15 protein-coding genes are annotated in these 16,187 nt (G+C 54.3%); 3 read left to right on the top strand and 12 right to left on the bottom strand.

Annotated features, from left to right (window positions below; translation table 11 throughout):
• Nucleotide 1: 1 nt before the first annotated feature.
• From HYD27_RS08915 to HYD27_RS08885, 7 genes are all read right to left on the bottom strand, one after another.
• On the bottom strand, nucleotides 2-901 hold the full coding sequence (locus HYD27_RS08915; protein WP_219213837.1) for an ROK family protein: 900 nt from the start codon (nucleotides 899-901) through the stop codon (nucleotides 2-4).
• Nucleotides 898-1,614: an N-acetylmannosamine-6-phosphate 2-epimerase gene (locus HYD27_RS08910; protein WP_219213834.1), complete on the bottom strand. Its 717-nt coding sequence runs from the start codon at nucleotides 1,612-1,614 to the stop codon at nucleotides 898-900. The genes HYD27_RS08915 and HYD27_RS08910 overlap by 4 nt, the downstream gene beginning before the upstream one ends.
• A gap of 98 nt (nucleotides 1,615-1,712) precedes the next feature.
• Nucleotides 1,713-2,531, bottom strand: a complete 819-nt coding sequence (locus tag HYD27_RS08905; protein ID WP_219213831.1) for a carbohydrate ABC transporter permease — start codon at nucleotides 2,529-2,531, stop codon at nucleotides 1,713-1,715.
• Nucleotides 2,528-3,409, bottom strand: coding sequence for a carbohydrate ABC transporter permease (locus HYD27_RS08900; RefSeq protein WP_219213827.1), 882 nt, complete (start codon nucleotides 3,407-3,409; stop codon nucleotides 2,528-2,530). The genes HYD27_RS08905 and HYD27_RS08900 overlap by 4 nt, the downstream gene beginning before the upstream one ends.
• 140 nt (nucleotides 3,410-3,549) lie before the next feature.
• Entirely contained in the window at nucleotides 3,550-4,839 is a 1,290-nt protein-coding gene (locus HYD27_RS08895) for an ABC transporter substrate-binding protein (protein ID WP_219213824.1), read from the bottom strand.
• A 239-nt stretch (nucleotides 4,840-5,078) separates the two neighbouring features.
• Nucleotides 5,079-6,263, bottom strand: coding sequence for a response regulator transcription factor (locus tag HYD27_RS08890; protein WP_219213822.1), 1,185 nt, complete (start codon nucleotides 6,261-6,263; stop codon nucleotides 5,079-5,081).
• Entirely contained in the window at nucleotides 6,263-8,104 is a 1,842-nt protein-coding gene (locus HYD27_RS08885; RefSeq protein WP_219213819.1) for a cache domain-containing sensor histidine kinase, read from the bottom strand. The genes HYD27_RS08890 and HYD27_RS08885 overlap by 1 nt, the downstream gene beginning before the upstream one ends.
• 283 nt (nucleotides 8,105-8,387) lie before the next feature.
• Between HYD27_RS08885 and HYD27_RS08880 the strand changes: the two genes are divergently transcribed.
• Complete coding sequence (locus HYD27_RS08880) at nucleotides 8,388-8,897, top strand: GNAT family N-acetyltransferase (RefSeq protein ID WP_219213816.1); 510 nt, start codon at nucleotides 8,388-8,390, stop codon at nucleotides 8,895-8,897.
• A gap of 816 nt (nucleotides 8,898-9,713) precedes the next feature.
• On the opposite strand, the gene HYD27_RS08875 is transcribed toward HYD27_RS08880, so the two are convergent.
• From HYD27_RS08875 to HYD27_RS08855, 5 genes are all read right to left on the bottom strand, one after another.
• Entirely contained in the window at nucleotides 9,714-10,682 is a 969-nt protein-coding gene (locus tag HYD27_RS08875; protein ID WP_219213812.1) for a sugar phosphate isomerase/epimerase family protein, read from the bottom strand.
• Nucleotides 10,683-11,414 carry a ThuA domain-containing protein gene (locus HYD27_RS08870; protein ID WP_219213810.1) on the bottom strand — a complete coding sequence of 244 codons (732 nt, stop codon included), beginning with the start codon at nucleotides 11,412-11,414 and terminating at the stop codon, nucleotides 10,683-10,685.
• 284 nt (nucleotides 11,415-11,698) lie between these two features.
• Nucleotides 11,699-12,775: a Gfo/Idh/MocA family protein gene (locus tag HYD27_RS08865; RefSeq protein ID WP_219213808.1), complete on the bottom strand. Its 1,077-nt coding sequence runs from the start codon at nucleotides 12,773-12,775 to the stop codon at nucleotides 11,699-11,701.
• Nucleotides 12,776-12,780: 5 nt separating this feature from the next.
• Nucleotides 12,781-13,728 (bottom strand): AraC family transcriptional regulator, encoded by a 948-nt coding sequence (locus tag HYD27_RS08860; protein WP_219213806.1) that lies wholly within the window; start codon nucleotides 13,726-13,728, stop codon nucleotides 12,781-12,783.
• Nucleotides 13,729-13,951: 223 nt separating this feature from the next.
• On the bottom strand, nucleotides 13,952-14,404 hold the full coding sequence (locus HYD27_RS08855; RefSeq protein WP_219213804.1) for a NanQ anomerase/TabA/YiaL family protein: 453 nt from the start codon (nucleotides 14,402-14,404) through the stop codon (nucleotides 13,952-13,954).
• Nucleotides 14,405-14,672: 268 nt separating this feature from the next.
• Between HYD27_RS08855 and HYD27_RS08850 the strand changes: the two genes are divergently transcribed.
• Nucleotides 14,673-15,272, top strand: coding sequence for a hypothetical protein (locus HYD27_RS08850; RefSeq protein WP_219213802.1), 600 nt, complete (start codon nucleotides 14,673-14,675; stop codon nucleotides 15,270-15,272).
• A 177-nt stretch (nucleotides 15,273-15,449) separates the two neighbouring features.
• On the top strand, nucleotides 15,450-16,187 hold the full coding sequence (locus tag HYD27_RS08845; protein ID WP_219213800.1) for a glycerophosphodiester phosphodiesterase: 738 nt from the start codon (nucleotides 15,450-15,452) through the stop codon (nucleotides 16,185-16,187).

Genomic DNA, 16,187 nt, shown 5'->3' with positions numbered 1-16,187 from the left:
TCTACTTTCTCCCCCTCATCATGATCGTCCGCGCCGCACCGATCATTCCGGCCTCATTGCCCAGACTGGCAGGCAGCACATTAAAGGACAACGGTGACGCTTCGGCCAATCTATCCATCCAGGCCGCCCGCCAAAGCGGGTGGGATTCGGCGACGCCTCCGCCAAGGATAATGGCCCCCGGATCAAAAAACGACTGGATATTGTGCACAGTCAAACTCAAATCGTTCAGATACACATCCATAACCGCAGCCGCCCGAGGGTCGCCTGCGGCAAAGGCGGCAAGCAGCCGGTGGCTGTCCCAGCTCCCGTCCGCGCCGGCCGCCAGACGGTTCAGCGCGCGGCCCGACAGGTAATGCTCGGCGCACCCCCTCTGGCCGCAGCTGCAGGGAATTCCGCCCGGGTAGAGGACCATATGGCCGAATTCACCGGCGGCTCCCTGCTTGCCGGAAACCGGCTCCTCCCTGTGAACGAGGGCTCCGCCTACGCCGGTGCCGAGTGTCAGCATCGCGTAATCCGCAAGCCCCGAAGCTGCACCCAGCCAGCCTTCGCCCAGTGCAGCGGCGTTCGCATCGTTCAGCACGGCGGCGGGAAGCCCGAGCCCGGCTTCAATCTCCGCCGCAAGCCTCATCCCCGTCCAGCCGGGAAGATTGTCGGTCGCGTACAGCACCACTCCTTCCTCCGGGTCCACCCGTCCGGCAGTGCCGATGCCGATGCCGCTCACCTCCGGCCCGTCCGCCATCAGAGCAGCAAGCATGCCCTTCAGGGCATGCAGGATACCCTTCGCCCCTTCGCTGACGGGTGTGGGTGTACTCCGGCGGGCGATAATGTCTCCGCCCTCATCGATTAATGCCGCCTTAATGCCCGTTCCGCCGATGTCGGCGCCAATATAATACCCGCTCACCGTTCCGCCTCCCCGCTTCCCCCGGAAACCGGCCCCCGCATCGCCTGCACATAGCGGGCAGCAATCCACTGCGGCCGGGTGATGGCCGAGCCGACCACGACGAACGCGGCTCCCAGCCGCAGCGCATCAGCCGCCTGCCGGGGTTCGGAAATCCCGCCCTCGGCAACGACGGGAATATCGAGCACAGCAGCCAGCCGCTCCAGCAGATCAAGATTCGGCAGCGGCGTTCCGGCTGTTTCGCGGGTATAGCCGCACAGCGTGGTCGAGACATAGTCGGCTCCCCACTCCGCAGCCAGCATTCCTTCTTCAAAGGTGGCGATGTCCGCCATCACGGCGGCTCCCGCGCGCTTCAGACCGGCGATGGTTTCGGCAAGCGTCCGCCCATCCGGACGGAGGCGGCCCGTACCGTCCACCGCCACAATATCCGCTCCGGCTGCATGTATGGCCAGCGCATCCTCAAGCGTTGGCGTAATGTAGACCTCGCTGTTTTCATGCTGTATTTTCACCAGTCCGATCAGCGGCAGACCCGCGGCCTCCTTGATGGCCTTGATATCCGCCAGCCCGCCTGCGCGGATGCCTGCGGCTCCGGCTTCCTTCGCCGCCATGGCCATGGCAACCATATGATGGCTTCCATACAGCGGCTCATCCTGCAGCGCCTGGCAGGAAACCACTAGCCCCTGATAGGGAATTACGCTGTCCGCTTCCTTGTTCATCCACTTTTCACCTCTATATAAGTTAATCTGTCACTTTTGCCTTCTGCTGATTTTCATTGTTATCTTATACAGCATAGTTTTATTTTACAGCAGCCTGCCTATCCTTTGACAGCGCCGCCTACCAGCCCTTTGATAATAAAACGCTGCACGAACAAGTACAGGATGATGATCGGCAGGGCCACCAGCGCGGCTCCGGCGAACATTTGCGGCCAGTTCGTATTGTATTGGCTTTTGAAGGCCATCAGGCCGACAGGCAGAGTCCGCATTTCCGGCGATGACAAGTAGACCAGCGGATTAAAAAAGTCATTCCAGGAGTTGATCGCCACCACAATAATGCAGGTTGCCGTAATCGGCAGCGTCAGCGGAAATATAATCCGGATGAACGTCCGCCAGGGTCCGCAGCCGTCAACCAGTGCGGCCTCTTCAATCTCGCTTGGCACGGTCTTGAAGAAATTCACATAGAGAAAGATCGGCAGCGCCAGACCGGAGGCAATCTGGATCAGGGACAGTCCGATATGCGTGTTCAGCAGATGGACCTGCCGCAGGACCAGAAAGGCCGGAATCGTTCCGGAAAAAGCCGGAAGTATAAGCCCCATCAGGAAAAAGGTTGACATCGCCTCCGATTTGTAGCGTTTGCCGTGATGCAGGCCGTATGCGGCCAGTACAGAAACGCCAATTGCAGCGGCAGTGGTCATCACCAGCACCAGAATGCTGTTCCCGAAATACGGCAGCAGGTTCCCCGTGCGGAACGCTTCCGTGTAATTGCTCCACTGCGGGTCCTTCGGAAGACTGAGCGGATTAATCGTCGATGGCGTCTGCAGCGAGACGGAGACCATAACCGCCATCGGCACGAGTACGATAATGAGCGCGATAATCAGCACGGTATAGATTGAGGTTTTCTGCAGTGTAGTTGTCAATTCGCCACCTCCAGACGGCTGAGCAGCTTGATCTGCACAAAGGTTACCGCAAGAATCATCACCGACAGAATCATCGCCATCGCGGTGCCGTAGCCCATTTGCGAGGTTTTGAAGGCATACTGGTAGATCATAATGCCAAAGGTCTGTGTGGAGTTCGCCGGTCCGCCTTGCGTCATGATGAAGACATGCTCGAACATTTTCATACAGCCGATTACCGATAGAACGGTGTTCACGATAATTGATGGAATCAGCAGCGGCAGAGTCACTCTCCAGAACTTGTTCCACGGACCTGCGCCGTCAATGCTTGAAGCCTCATATATTTCACCCGATACGGATTGTAGTCCAGCCAAATAAATCATCATCGAGTAGCCTGTATACTGCCAGACCATCACGAGTGCAATTGCATAAATCGCCAGGCGGGGATCACCGAGCCAGTCCAGCGCTGCCAGACCATCCAGCCCGACTGCGGCAAAAAACTTCGGCAGAAACCCGACCATCGGCGCGTACATGTAGCTCCACACGTAGCCGATAACGACAGTGTTCAGAATAACGGGAAAGAAAATAATCGCCCGCATCCACACAATGCCCTTCAGCTTCTGGTCCAGCAGCACTGCCAGCAGGATGGAAGCGGTATGCTGCAGCACAATGACCACAACAGAGAGAATCGCCATATTCTTCAGCGCAGTCAGCAAGAGCGGATCGCGGAAGGCCTCGCGGAAGTTCTCCAGCCCGACCCAGTCGGCCTTGAACGAGAACCCGTTCCAATCGGTGAAGCCATAATACAAGCCGCTGAAGATCGGTCCGGCAAAAAACAGCAGATAAATCAGCAGCGCCGGGGCAATAAACAGCACATAATTGCGGAAATTCATGAATTTCATGGTTTGCCTCCATCCCTTACCCCAAATTGGGTAAAAAAAAAGAAACCTAAGCGAAAGACAGCAACATCCTTATTCTGAGCTTTCGCTTATTCTCTTCAGTGGTTTCTATTTGGTGTAAAATGCCGCCTTGCGCGCAAGAGTTAGATGTCTTTATCCTGCGCCGTTTGCATTTGCTCCAGCAGCTTGCCCGTATCCACATCCTGCTTCAGCAGAATCTGCTGGAAGATCGGGAACATTACCGGCTCGATGGAGGAAGTCATGCTCGGGAAGATTTGCGCTTCACTGGCGTCGATCAGCGGCTGGAGGGAGGCAGCCAGCGGGCTGTAGGTTTCCGAGGTTCCGCCTTTTACCGTTACGGCCTGCTTCGTTTCATCCGACCAGATCTTGGCCATTTCCGGATCAGCGACAAATTCCATGAACAGCTTGATTTCTTCCTGGTGCTTGCTCCACGATACGCCAACCAGCAGGTTGTCGGAGACAAGGTTCGTTACCAGCGGCTGGTCACCGCGGTTGACCGGAATCGGGAAGGCACCCAGCTCGAAGTCGGAGAAGTCGGCATCGAAGTTTTCGCTGTAGCCCCATTCACCCATCGGCCACATGGCCGCCTTGCCTTCTTTGAATACCTGCGCTACCTGGTCGTAGCTTAGGCCGACGGAATTTTCCAGCAGATAGCCTTTATCCGCAAGCTCCTTCATGCCGTCAAAATAGCCCGTAAATTCCGGATCGGTCCACTTTTTATCGCCGCTTGCCAGCTGTGCGAAGACATCCGGATTGTCATGCTGGTACAAGCCAAACTGGGAGGTGGTAATGAACTGTGTCGCCCAGCCGTCCTTGCTGCCGATGACCATTGGCGCGGTGCCGCCGGCTTTGATCTTTTCACTCACATCCATCAGCTCTTCCCAATTCGTGGGAATAGCGAGCCCGAGAGAGTCGAACAGGGTTTTGTTGTAGAACATGACGATCGGCTGGCTGTTGTATGGAACGCCGTAGGTTTTGCCGTCCACAGTACCCAGCTTCACCGCTGCTTCGAGGTAGTTGCTGAGCCAAGGGCTGCCGGTGATATCCATCAGCACATTCTCCTTGGAGAATTCAGCTACCTGGTTGGGGAACAGCCAGAGCATATCCATATCTGCCTGGGAGACGATCCGCGTACGGATAATTTCGCGGAACTGATCGTATACCTTGTCGTGCTCTATCGTGATGTACGGGTATTTCTCCTGGAATTTATCAACGACCGTCTGGCTGATCGGATTCCATGTCGTCAGCTTCAGCACCACCGGTTCCTTCTCGCCCGCCGCAGCATTGCCATCTGTTGCCGCTGCACCGGAGTCGCTATTTATCGCCGCGTTGTTGCTGCCGCAGCCTGCAAGAATGACCAACAATCCAAGACACAATACCGACAACCACCAGAACCCGCCTTTTTTTCTCATATGTTAGCCTCCCTGACATAAAGTGAATTTCATGAGCTTATCGTACCCTTTTTGTGTCAGGTAAACTATCAGTGCAATTTGCTGCTTTGCAGCTATTAATTGCTTAATTTAACGCCTTCCTTCGCTTAGGGGTCTCGGAACTAGACGAAATCTGCTTTTTCCATAACTTTTTTGCTTTGCAGCACGTTGGCTATTCCCCAAAGCTTTAATTTTCTCCGTTGCGCGCGAAGCAGCTTCCCCTATTGATTGCGGAATTCCAGCGGTGTCAGCCCCGTGTCATCTTTGAACAGCTTGCTGAAATAATGCGGGTTGGCGTAACCCAGCTCCTCCGCCACCTCGTACACCTTCCGGTTGCTGTCACGCAGCAGCTTGCGGGCCAGCAGCATTTTTTTGGCGGTCACATATTCGTTGAAATGCTGTCCGGTCTCCTTGAGGAACAGGCGGCTCAGATGGCTGACGCTGACATGAATCTGCTCCGCCGTGCGGGCCAGGGTCACATCCTCCAGCAAATGCTCGTCAATATAGGCTGTAGCCAGGCGGATAATTCCGCTGAGCTTCCCGCCGCTCACCGGCTCGCGGGACGCAGCGCCCCTGTAGGCTTCCGGCAGCTCTTCAGCCCTTCGGTGAATCATGCTGTACGAGTAGGCCAGGCGGATTCCGAGCATTTTGAACAAGCTCTGCTCCAGTTGGTCCAGATATGCCTGCATTGCCCCGGCCTCCGCCTTGCCTCCGTCCAGCGGCAGCAGCCACACCAGCTCTTTATGCTCACGGCTGAGCAGAATCCCGCCCCACTCCCTGGAGGTGTACTCCTCCAAAAAATAGCGGAAGGACATAAACCGGGCCAGTGCGGTCTGCGGCTCCGCCGTCTCATTCTCCGCCATACGCAGCACCGCCAGCTGATACCCCTGCCCGTAAATGGCCTCCAGCCCCAAACGCTGCCAGCGCTCAGCCCAATCCGGCGGAAGCACCTCCGCCTCCAGCAGCAGCTGCACCAGATGGTCGCGGTCCTTGTCCGTATACGCCTGCGGAACAGGTTCCTGATGAAGCTGCTCCAGAGCAGCCGTCGCTTTTTTCAGGGCCGCAGCAATCTCTTCGGCATCCATCGTCGGCTTATGCAAATAATCGACCACCCCAATGCGGACCGCTTCTTTGACATAAGGGAAATCCTCGAAGCTGCTGAAGAATATGATCTGCACCCCGCTGTACTGCTCCTTAATCCTGCGCGCCAGCTCCAGTCCGTCCATTCCGGGCATGCGGATATCCGTCATGACGATATGGATGTCCTCATGGGCCAGCGCCTTGAGGGCTTCCTGGCCATTTGCCGCCTCAGCCTTCCAGCTGATTCCCAGTCCGTCCCAGTCCAGCATATACCGCAGCCCCAGCCTCACAATCGTCTCATCTTCCACCACAAGCAGGTTCCACATCAATTCATTCCTCCATTCACGGCAGGGGCTGTTCCCCTATCCTCCGGTTCAAAGGGCAGATACAGCTCGGCCCGGGTTCCCTGGTCCGGCTCACTCACCAGCAGAAGTGTATACGGGGGGCCAAATCTTAAGCGGATGCGGTCACGCACGTTGGCTACACCTATGCTTTTGCTGGAATGCCCGGCGGCATTCTGAAGGGTTGCCCCATTTAGAACATTCAGGACCTCAGGCGCTATGCCAGGCCCGTTATCAGCAATGGTGATCAGCAGCTCCTCGCCATTCCCGGCAAAAGAAACGCCGACTTCAATCAACAGCGGGCCATCCACATCGAAGGAGCCGTGAAAAATCGCATTTTCCATCAGCGGCTGCAGAATCATCGGCGGAACCATGGCCTGCTCCGTATGCTCTTCGATTGTCCACTCCACCTGAAACCGGTTCGTATACCGCAGCTCCATAAGCCGCACATAATGATGCAGCAGCTCCAGCTCCGCCGCCAGCGGCACCAGCTCGCTGTCCAGCTTCATGTTGGCATGAAGCAGCTTGTTCAGTGACTGCAGCAGCCTGGCTATCCCATCGGACTGCTGCAGAACGGCAAGCATGCGGATCGAGTTGATCGTATTGTACAGAAAATGAGGCGCAATCCGCGCCCTTAGCGCATACAGCTCCGCCTCCCGCTTCTGCCGCTCCTTCTCTTCAATCGATTGAATCAGCATATCCAGCCGCTTCACCATCGTGACATAGCTGAGATGCAGCTGCCCGATTTCACCTTTGACGGGCGGGGCAGCCGGAGCCACGAACAGCCCCCGCTCCACATCGCGCATTGAAGAGATCAGGCTGCGGATTGGCCGGGACAGGCTCCGGGCCAGCAGCAGGGACAGAATCGCGGCAGCCGCCGTAGATATCACCACCAGCACAATCGTAAAATTGCGGATAACGTTGGCGTCACCCAGCAGTTCCTCGCGGTCAATCAGCAGATAGCTGGTCCAGCCCAAATATTCGCTGTGGGCGTATACCCCGGTAGCCGCCGCAAGGCCGCCTCCCAGTTCAGGGACTGTAATCACCCCGCGCATCGTGCCCTTTTGGGCAGACTGCTCTGCCGCCGCACTGAGGAACCGCTGATTATCGGCAGTCCGTGTGGAATAGATCAGCTCCCCCTTCTCATCCGCCACCATGACATGCATGCTCTTGAGCTGGAAGGAGCGGACAATCTTATCCATGAAATCGGGGCGGATGTCGACCGCCACAACCCCCGCGGGACTAAAATCATCATTCAGCAGCAGCCGGGACGCTGTAATGGTCGCAAACGGCGCACTGTTGAACTGCCTCTCCTGGCGCAGCCCGGAGATGGCTATCCCCCCGCCTCTGCTGAGTGTTTCCTTATACCATTCCTCATCCGCCGGACTGACTGCTTCATTGATGGAGGACCGGTCGCTGACCCGGTAGCCGTACACATTGCCTTTGGTGCTGTAGAAGATCAGACCTTGAATCGTGGAGAAAATCGAAGGGTAGGTTACAAGCAGCTTGGCGAACTGCTGCTGGGTTTCAAGCTCCCGGTAGCCCCATTGGTCACGGGGGACATAGGGCTGATTCAGTATCTGAAAGATCTCCGGCGTAAAATACGGAAAGGTGCTGAAGCGGTCCACATCCTCCACCTGCCGCCGGATTGCCTCGTTCAGCTGTCCGGCAATGACGCCCAAATCCTCGTTCACCCGTGACTCCAGCGTGTCCACGGATTTCAGGTATGCCATCGTCCCTATCACTATGGACGGGATAATCCCTAGCAGGAAGAAGGCGAGCAGCAGCTTGCTCTGATAAGTTAAGTTGTTCCAACGCCGCATCATCCGCTTCACTTCCTCCGGGCAAATTTTCATTTAGTATAATAGATTATGCGCCGCGTTGCATGGGAAAATGAACCGTTAATTTTTCACATCAGCCCGTACCATGGAACATCAAAATTGTGAAACCCTTGGCAGATAAGGCTTTATATTTAACATAGATATACCATAGAAATATCATTTTATTTTTTTGAATTGTAAACTTTCATTACATAGATATAATGAAATTATTGCAGCATTTCTCATAGCTGCTTAGAGAGGAACTTGTACACGAAAGGAAGTATTGCCAATGAGCCGGAAAATTGCCATTATGCGGCTGGAGGAATTACAACCGGAGCTTGTGCAGCAGTTAAACAAACTTATTATAGATGTGGTAGAGGACGGCGCCTCTATCGGCTTCCTGCCTCCGATGGCGGTTGAGGAGGCTTCAGCCTACTGGCAAAGGGTGCCGGCTCCGGGCGTCCTGCTCTGGGCGGCAACCGAGAAGGACACCATTGCCGGCACGGTACAGCTCCATCTTGTATCTAAGCCGAACGCCCCGCACCGGGCGGAAATCGCCAAGCTGATGGTGCATCCGGAGCACCGCCGCAAAGGGATTGCCCGCATGCTGATGGACACCGCAGAGCAGGCAGCGGCGGCAGATGGCCGGACACTTCTGGTGCTGGATACGCGCGAGGGCGATCCTTCCAACCTGCTCTACCAGTCGCGCGGATTTGTGGAAGCCGGCAAAATCCCGAACTATGTCGTCTCCGGCGATGGCGAAATGTCCGCCACCGTGATTTATTACAGGTATCAGTAGCACAAGAGGGTAGGAGTTAAGAGGGGAAAGGACGGGTAAGTGAGTAAGTTGTGTGGGTAGGTACGCGGTATGTGGGTGGGTGGGTGAATGAGTATATGTGTGCGTATATATGAATGAATATCTGTGTGAATAGGTGAGTGAGTAGGTGTGTGTGTGAGTGTGGCTTGTGGCTGTGTGGCTGTGTGAGTGTGTGAGTAAGTATGTGTCTGTGTGTGTATATGAAAGAGTATCTGTGTGAATAGGTGAGTGAGTAGGTGAGTATATGAGTGGGTATATGAGTGAGTATATGAGTGGGTATGTGCGTGAGTAGGTGTGTGTGTGAGTCTGGCTTGTTGCTGTGTGAGTGTGTGAGTAAGTATGTGTCTGTAAGAGTATCTGTGTGAGTATGCGCGTGAGTAGGTGTGTGTCAGTGTGTGTGCTCCATCCCTCTACACTCATCTGTACTCATCTATCCCGCTCCAGCGCAGCACCGCAGATTATCACCATAGTGCAAAGAAAAGGTTAGTGGGAAAAAGTAAACCTAATTCTAAGATTTCGCGCTATAAACGAGGTTTAGTGGGATTTTGTATACTTAATCTTACTGTAAACAGCGAAATATGCTGATTTCAGCTGAATTAGTGCTACTTTTTCCACCTAACATTCTCCGAGGGGAAACTGGCTGAGAATTAGTGGGACTTTTTCCACTTAGAGCTCCCAAAGGCGAGCATGCTGCATGTTAAAAGGGGGGCCATACTTCAAAACACAAGGCCTCACGGTCTGCGAAATAGCAGACCGTGAGGCCTTGTGCATATTTTCAGCTATTCAGCCGCCATTAGCTTACGCCCACCACATATCCAGCGGCTGCTCGCGGATCAGGATCGACTGCAGGTTGGTCACTGCGCGGAAGAAGCCTTCATCCACGGACATAAGCGGATCTTCGTGCTCAATGCTTACGACATAATCATAGCCGTAGGTGCGAAGCGCACTCATAATATCCGACCATTCGGACAGGCTGTGGCCGCAGCCGACAGAGCGGAAGGTCCACGCCCGGGTCTGCACATCGCCATAAGGCTGCATATCCGTCAAGCCGTACATGTTGATATTATCCTGATCCAGATACGTATCCTTGGCATGAAAATGGTGAATTGCTCCGGCCTTGCCAAGAATTTTGATCGCACCCACAGGCTCAATGCCCTGCCACCACAGATGGCTGGGATCAAGATTGGCGCCAATTGCCGGACCGGTGGCTTCTCTCAGCTTGAGAATGGTATAAGGCGTATGGCACAGGAAGCCGCCGTGCAGCTCAATGCCAATCTTCACCCCATGCTCTTCGGCGAGCTGGGCGATTTCCTTCCAGTAAGGGATCAGCTTCTGCTCCCACTGCCAGGTCAGGATATCGCTGTACACGGTAGGCCAGGGCGTGACCGGCCAGTTCGGCGCTTTGGCCTCCTCGCTGTCTCCGGCAGTGCCCGAGAAGGTGTTGACCACGGCAACACCCATCAGCGATGCCAGTTTAATGGATTTGCGCAGGATTTCATCCCCCTGGCGCGCCTCCTCCCTGTCCGGCGAAATCGGGTTGTTATGGCAGCTGAAGGCGCTGATCATAATGCCGCGTTTCGTGAACTTTTCCAAATACGCCTCACGGGCCGCTTCACTCGCCAGCAGCTCATCCGTAGGACAGTGGGGGTTGCCGGGATTGCCTCCGGAGCCGATTTCCACCGCGTTCAGGCCGGCGGCAGCGATTTTATCCAGCATCTCATCCAGGCTGAGGCTTCCAAATACGGGATCAAATACTCCTAATTTCATCTATACTCCCACCTTTTCTCTAATCGGCTCAAGCGCCGCAGAATGTCCGTACACAGGATAATCCCGCTTCGCCCCCGCACACCAGTTCACGCCGTTGATGATTACCTGTTGAATCTCTTTATTGTAATAAGTCGGGTAAGATTCATGCCCGGGCTGGAAATAAAAAATCTTTCCGCTGCCGCGCCGGTAGGTCGATCCGCTCGGGAACACATTCCCGCCTTCGAACCAGCCGACAAAAACCAGCGACTCCGGAGCCGGAACATCGAAATGCGCTCCATACATCTCCTCCTGCTCCAGATCAATATACTCGCCAATGCCTTCGGCAATCGGGTGGCTCGGTTCCATGACCCACAGGCGTTCTTTTTCTCCGGCTTCACGCCATTTCAGATCACAGCCCGTGCCCATCAGCTTCATGAAGATTTTGGACATATGCCCCGAATGCAGCACGACCAGCCCCATTCCCTGCAGCACCCGCCGGTGAACCCGGTTCACGATCTCGTCGCTCACCTCCTGATGGGCCATATGCCCCCACCATACCAGCACATCGGTGTTATTCAGCACTTCCTCCGTCAATCCATGCTCCGGCTCATCCAGCGTTGCCGTTGCCGTATCCATTCCGGCTTGGCTTAGAAAGGAAGCCAGCTGGGCATGGATGCCCTGCGGATATATCTCACGGATCCGCTCTTCCTGCCGTTCATGACGATATTCATTCCATACGGTTACTCTGGTCACTATGCACACGCTCCTGGTACTTTTGTTTTTATTATATAAACTGAACCTTTGATTGAAACAATCGGCCTTGACCTTGATCATGGCTGCGGTGAAGGTTAGGACTTCCCGCCGCTGTTAGGTATACATTTCCAGATTAGAACCGTTGTCCACGGTTGAAATCCAAGCCCATGCTGAGAGTGCCGGCTTTCCTGCGGATAGCTCTCGGGCGTCGCTGCCGCTCCGTAAGTATCCATACTTGGCCGCCAGCACTTGTACCTTTTGTTAATGTTCCAAGCTCAAGCTGCTTATTTAAAAAATACAGGCATTCCCGTTTCCGACGATTTGTAAATAGCCTCCAGTATGCGGGTAACCACCAGCGCCTGCTCCGGCTTCACGACCGGCTCCGTATCATTCACAATACTGCCAATCCACTGCTTGGCTTCCGCCACTGCCGGATCATCGCCCGCACCGTCGTAGAAGTCCACACCGGCTGCATCCAGGCCAATATGCTTCTCATAGGTTTTGCCATACTCTTCCCCATTAATGCGCAGGCCCTTCTCCATATCCGCTCCGCCTTCCGTGCCGCAGAGCACGGTTCTGGCTTCGCCCACATCCAGGGTGTTCAGCGCCCAGCTCGCCTCAAGGACAATGGTCGCTCCGTTCTCCATCGTAATGAACCCGATGGCGGAATCCTCCACCGTAAATTTCTCCGGGTCCCAAGGACCCCAGGCATTTGCGGCATTTTTGCGGCCGGACAGCTTGTGATAAGCATTGCCCACAGCATATTTGGGCTTGTAATTGTCCATCATCCACAGGGTAAGGTCCAGGGCATGGGTACCGATGTCGATCAGCGGCCCGCCGCCCTGCGCTTCCTCATCCAGGAACACCCCCCAGGTTGGAACCGCGCGGCGGCGGATGGCCTTGGCTTTGGCATAATAGATTTCTCCCAGCCCGTTGTTCTCACATACGGTATGCAGGTAAGCCGAGTCCGGTCTGAAGCGGTTCTGATACCCGATCGTCAGCTTCTTGCCCGTGCGTTTTGCTGCGTCAATCATCGCCTGCGCTTCCGCGGTTGTCTTCGCCATAGGCTTCTCGCACATTACATGCTTGCCGGCCTCCATGGCTGCGATGGAAATCTCCGCATGGGAAATGTTCGGCGTACATACATGAATCACATCTATACTTGCATCCTTAAGCAGCTCTTTATAGTCTGTGTAAACCGCAGCGCTTTCATTTCCGAACTCTGCTCTTGCCTTCTCGGCACGTTCAGGCACGATATCGCAGAACGCCACCATTACCGCACCTTCCACCTTGTGCAATGCGGGCATATGCTTGCCGTTCGCAATTCCGCCGCAGCCGATAATTCCTACTGTTAACGTCATTCTCTCTAACCTCCACCAGTTTTGATATCTCTATCATACAAATCCGCCCCAGCGCTTTCTTCCTGTATTCTTGCTGTATTATTCCTGAATATTGTCTTATGGTATTTCAGCGGGGAAATCCCCGTTGCATCCTTGAAAAAATGGTGAAAGGTCTTCACACTGCCAAACCCGGCGGCTTCCGCCACAGCGGACATCGGCAGATCCTCATTCAACAGAATCCACTTTGCTTTGTTCAGGCGGTATTCATTCAAAAAAGCGACAAAGGTCATCCCGGTATTCCGCTTGAACAGCTTGGTGAAATAATACGGGCTGAAGCCCATGTAGCGGGCCACCTCATTCAGCGTAATCGCCTTGCGGTAATGCTGCTCCACATAGGCAAAGATCCGCTCCAGGCGCTCCAGCGTTTCTCTGGATTGAGTCAGCGTATCCTCCGAGAACTTAGGCTGCCGCTTGATTCTGCTCTTCGGCACCTCCCGCAAAATAACGGTCAGCAGCTCGAGCATTCTTGCCTTAATCAGATAGGCACACCCTTCCCGGCGCTGGGTATCCTCCTCATAGATGCTCTCAATCAGGGAGATCATCCTTCCGGTTACCGCCTCAGGCCATGCCGAGCTGGAATGCTCCATTTCCGTAAATACATCCCGAAGCGAATAGCCGCTGTCCTCCAGGGACGCAACCTCCTGAAACAGATTCAGGTCAAACTGGATCACCACCCGCTGGCTTTCGGGCGAAGCGAGAAAATAATGCACATCCCCGCCGTTGATAAACTGAACCTCGCCCTGCTCCATACGGATAGGCGTATCATTTATTCCCAGATTTAGTCTTCCCTTAGTAACATAGATGATTTCGATTTCCTTGTGCCAATGCGGATAACACAGCGTATCTCCTCCACAAACCAGACTGCGGAAGGGAAAATGCTTATCCACATCCGGAAATTCGAGATATATACTCATAAGTGCGGCTCCTTGTCCGGGTGATTGACTGCTTATAACCGATAGGTGGTATTATGCAAAATTCAGGTCTACTATTATTATCGTCCTTAAACCTGAAACGGACAGATTCATTATACAAAATTAATATAAAAATAAGGAGCCTCCCGGCTCCTTTGAGTTATCTATTCAAAAAGAAGTTACTACACAATACCGTTAGAGAACTTAGCTCTTTTTATATATTTAATCAAAGCTTAATCTTCAAAACGACCTTCCGCACACTCTCAACCTGCCCAGCCGCAATCCCCGTCATATGCCCGTCCTGAGGATAGCAGACCACAAGTGCTCCAGGGCCGGCAGTTACTGCCGATTCCACAGCCCCGGTGAAGAAAATAGCATCCTTCTCGGCACTGTATCCGTCTTTGACCTCAAGCTGTTCGATAGCGGCGTAGCCAATCTTCTCCGTGCCTTCGAGAATATAATGCAGATCCAGGTTCACCCGGTGCGCTTCCCAGAAGCACTCCCCGGCCGCCTTCGTTTCATATCCGTTGATGAAATAGAACATCTCATCGTTCACCTCATGGCGTCCCGCCGCCTGCCCGGCGAAATCGGTATCGTGCAGAAACTGCAGCCCTCTCTGAATCTTCTCCCCGTAAGCTGACTTATTCTCCAGCAAATGTCCCAGTGTATCCACAATCATCGCCGATCTCCCCCTATAATCTCTGATCTGTTCCCCAAGCCGCGGAATAGAAAAATAATATATGATCACCGCGGGTGCGGTCTATGTATTTGTTCACGTACCTTGAGCATATCTATTACTATTGGAGGCGTATGCTTCCGTAACGAGTTTTGCACGATGCAGAACCTGGGAGCAGCGCTTACAAAACTTAGCGTATGCTTTCGAAGTAAGTTTTGCACGATGCAGAACCTGGGAGCAAGCGCTTACAAAACTTTTAGGAGGCGGCCTAATGCTCATTTTCCTGATGTACATGTTCGCCGTATTGGGTGTTTCATTGCTGCTGGCAGCCGCAGTACTGCAAATACAACAGTCTTCATCCTCGTCCACCCGGAACAAGCCAGCCTATGGCTTCTCATCCTTCCATTACAAATTCCCGGCACAGTATATCACTCCGGACAATTCCCATATCATCGCTCTGGATGAAAAAGGCAGGAACATAGCGGTCGGCAGCTTTAACCCGGGCAGCCGGGAGGCACCGGAACCAGCCATGTATCCTTTCGAGAACATTCTGGGCTCGGAAATAGTAGAAAATGCGCTGACACTCACCAAAGTCAGCAAAACCAGCCGGATCACCACCAGCGCGGTGCAGCAGACCCGGGGCATGACTGCCCAATCAGAGGCGGCACTGGCTGACGGGAACACTGACAATGCCGAGGAAGTCAATGAGCTTACGCTGAAGATTTATCTCAGCAACACCGACACTCCCGTTCTCTCCATTCCGTTCCTCCCGGGGCTTGCACCGGCCAAAAAAAACGATTCCGCCTATACCCGAGCCTTCTCCGCAGCTGAGCAGGTTCACGAAATGATCCGCGGGATTGTGTCGGCCTGAGCGATGAGTCCGGTTCCTGTGCAGGTTTTGGAAACATCAGCACCGTGTTAAAATTGTTAAGTCAGCGCCCTTCCGCCAATCGCGGACAGGGTTTCTTGCTGTGATGTGGAATATGAAAGAGTGAAGCCCGCGCCTGTTCGGGCGCACAAGGCCAATTAAGCGAAAGGGTTGAACAAGATGAACAGCATTATTAACTTTGCACATCGCGGCGCATCCGCGGTATGCCCGGAGAATACGATGGCGGCATTCCGCAAGAGTCTGGAGCTTGGCGCTACCGGCATCGAAACAGATGTGCAGATGACCCGTGACGGAGAGCTGGTCCTCATTCATGACGAAGCTTTGAACCGCACTACGGACGGCAGCGGGTACGTGAAGGACCATGCGCTGAGTGAAGTGCTGGAGGTGGACGCGGGGGCCTGGTTTGGCGCCGGATTTGCGGGGGAACGCATTCCTGTTCTGGAGGAACTGCTGGACTTGCTGCAGGGACGGGATACGATTCTCAATATTGAGCTGAAGAACGGCATGTATCTCTACCCCGGCATGGAGGAAAAGGTCATCGCCGCTGTGCGGGCCTACGGCATGAGCGAACGGATTGTACTGTCGAGCTTCAATCATTATTCACTCGCTTACTGCAAGTCGCTGGCACCGGAGATCCGCACCGGTATTTTATATGGAGAAGGCTTGTACCGCCCATGGGATTATGCGGCTTCCCTGCGGGCGGATGCGCTGCATGCCTATCATTACGCCGTGCTGCCGGAATTTGTATCAGAAGCGGCAGAGCATGGCATCGTCTACCATCCTTGGACCGTAAATGAGCCCGAGCGCATGAAAAGCTTAATTGAAGCCGGGGTCGCGGGCATTATTACCGATTACCCGGATGTGCTCGCCGCACTGCTGGCTAACAAGGGAGTGTGA

Source organism: Paenibacillus sp. S150 (genome assembly GCF_019352175.1).
GTDB lineage: Bacteria > Bacillota > Bacilli > Paenibacillales > Paenibacillaceae > Paenibacillus_AQ.
This window is presented reverse-complemented; position numbering and strand designations above follow the sequence as displayed.

Excerpts from the sequence above, each read along its gene's own strand:
- HYD27_RS08910 (WP_219213834.1), bottom strand. The coding sequence starts at position 1,614 with ATGAACAAGGAAGCGGACAGCGTAATTCCCTATCAGGGGCTAGTGGTT.
- HYD27_RS08900 (WP_219213827.1), bottom strand. The coding sequence starts at position 3,409 with ATGAAATTCATGAATTTCCGCAATTATGTGCTGTTTATTGCCCCGGCG.
- HYD27_RS08895 (WP_219213824.1), bottom strand. The coding sequence starts at position 4,839 with ATGAGAAAAAAAGGCGGGTTCTGGTGGTTGTCGGTATTGTGTCTTGGA.
- HYD27_RS08890 (WP_219213822.1), bottom strand. The coding sequence starts at position 6,263 with ATGTGGAACCTGCTTGTGGTGGAAGATGAGACGATTGTGAGGCTGGGG.
- HYD27_RS08885 (WP_219213819.1), bottom strand. The coding sequence starts at position 8,104 with ATGATGCGGCGTTGGAACAACTTAACTTATCAGAGCAAGCTGCTGCTC.
- HYD27_RS08880 (WP_219213816.1), top strand. The coding sequence starts at position 8,388 with ATGAGCCGGAAAATTGCCATTATGCGGCTGGAGGAATTACAACCGGAG.
- HYD27_RS08875 (WP_219213812.1), bottom strand. The coding sequence starts at position 10,682 with ATGAAATTAGGAGTATTTGATCCCGTATTTGGAAGCCTCAGCCTGGAT.
- HYD27_RS08865 (WP_219213808.1), bottom strand. The coding sequence starts at position 12,775 with ATGACGTTAACAGTAGGAATTATCGGCTGCGGCGGAATTGCGAACGGC.
- HYD27_RS08860 (WP_219213806.1), bottom strand. The coding sequence starts at position 13,728 with ATGAGTATATATCTCGAATTTCCGGATGTGGATAAGCATTTTCCCTTC.
- HYD27_RS08855 (WP_219213804.1), bottom strand. The coding sequence starts at position 14,404 with ATGATTGTGGATACACTGGGACATTTGCTGGAGAATAAGTCAGCTTAC.
- HYD27_RS08850 (WP_219213802.1), top strand. The coding sequence starts at position 14,673 with ATGCTCATTTTCCTGATGTACATGTTCGCCGTATTGGGTGTTTCATTG.
- HYD27_RS08845 (WP_219213800.1), top strand. The coding sequence starts at position 15,450 with ATGAACAGCATTATTAACTTTGCACATCGCGGCGCATCCGCGGTATGC.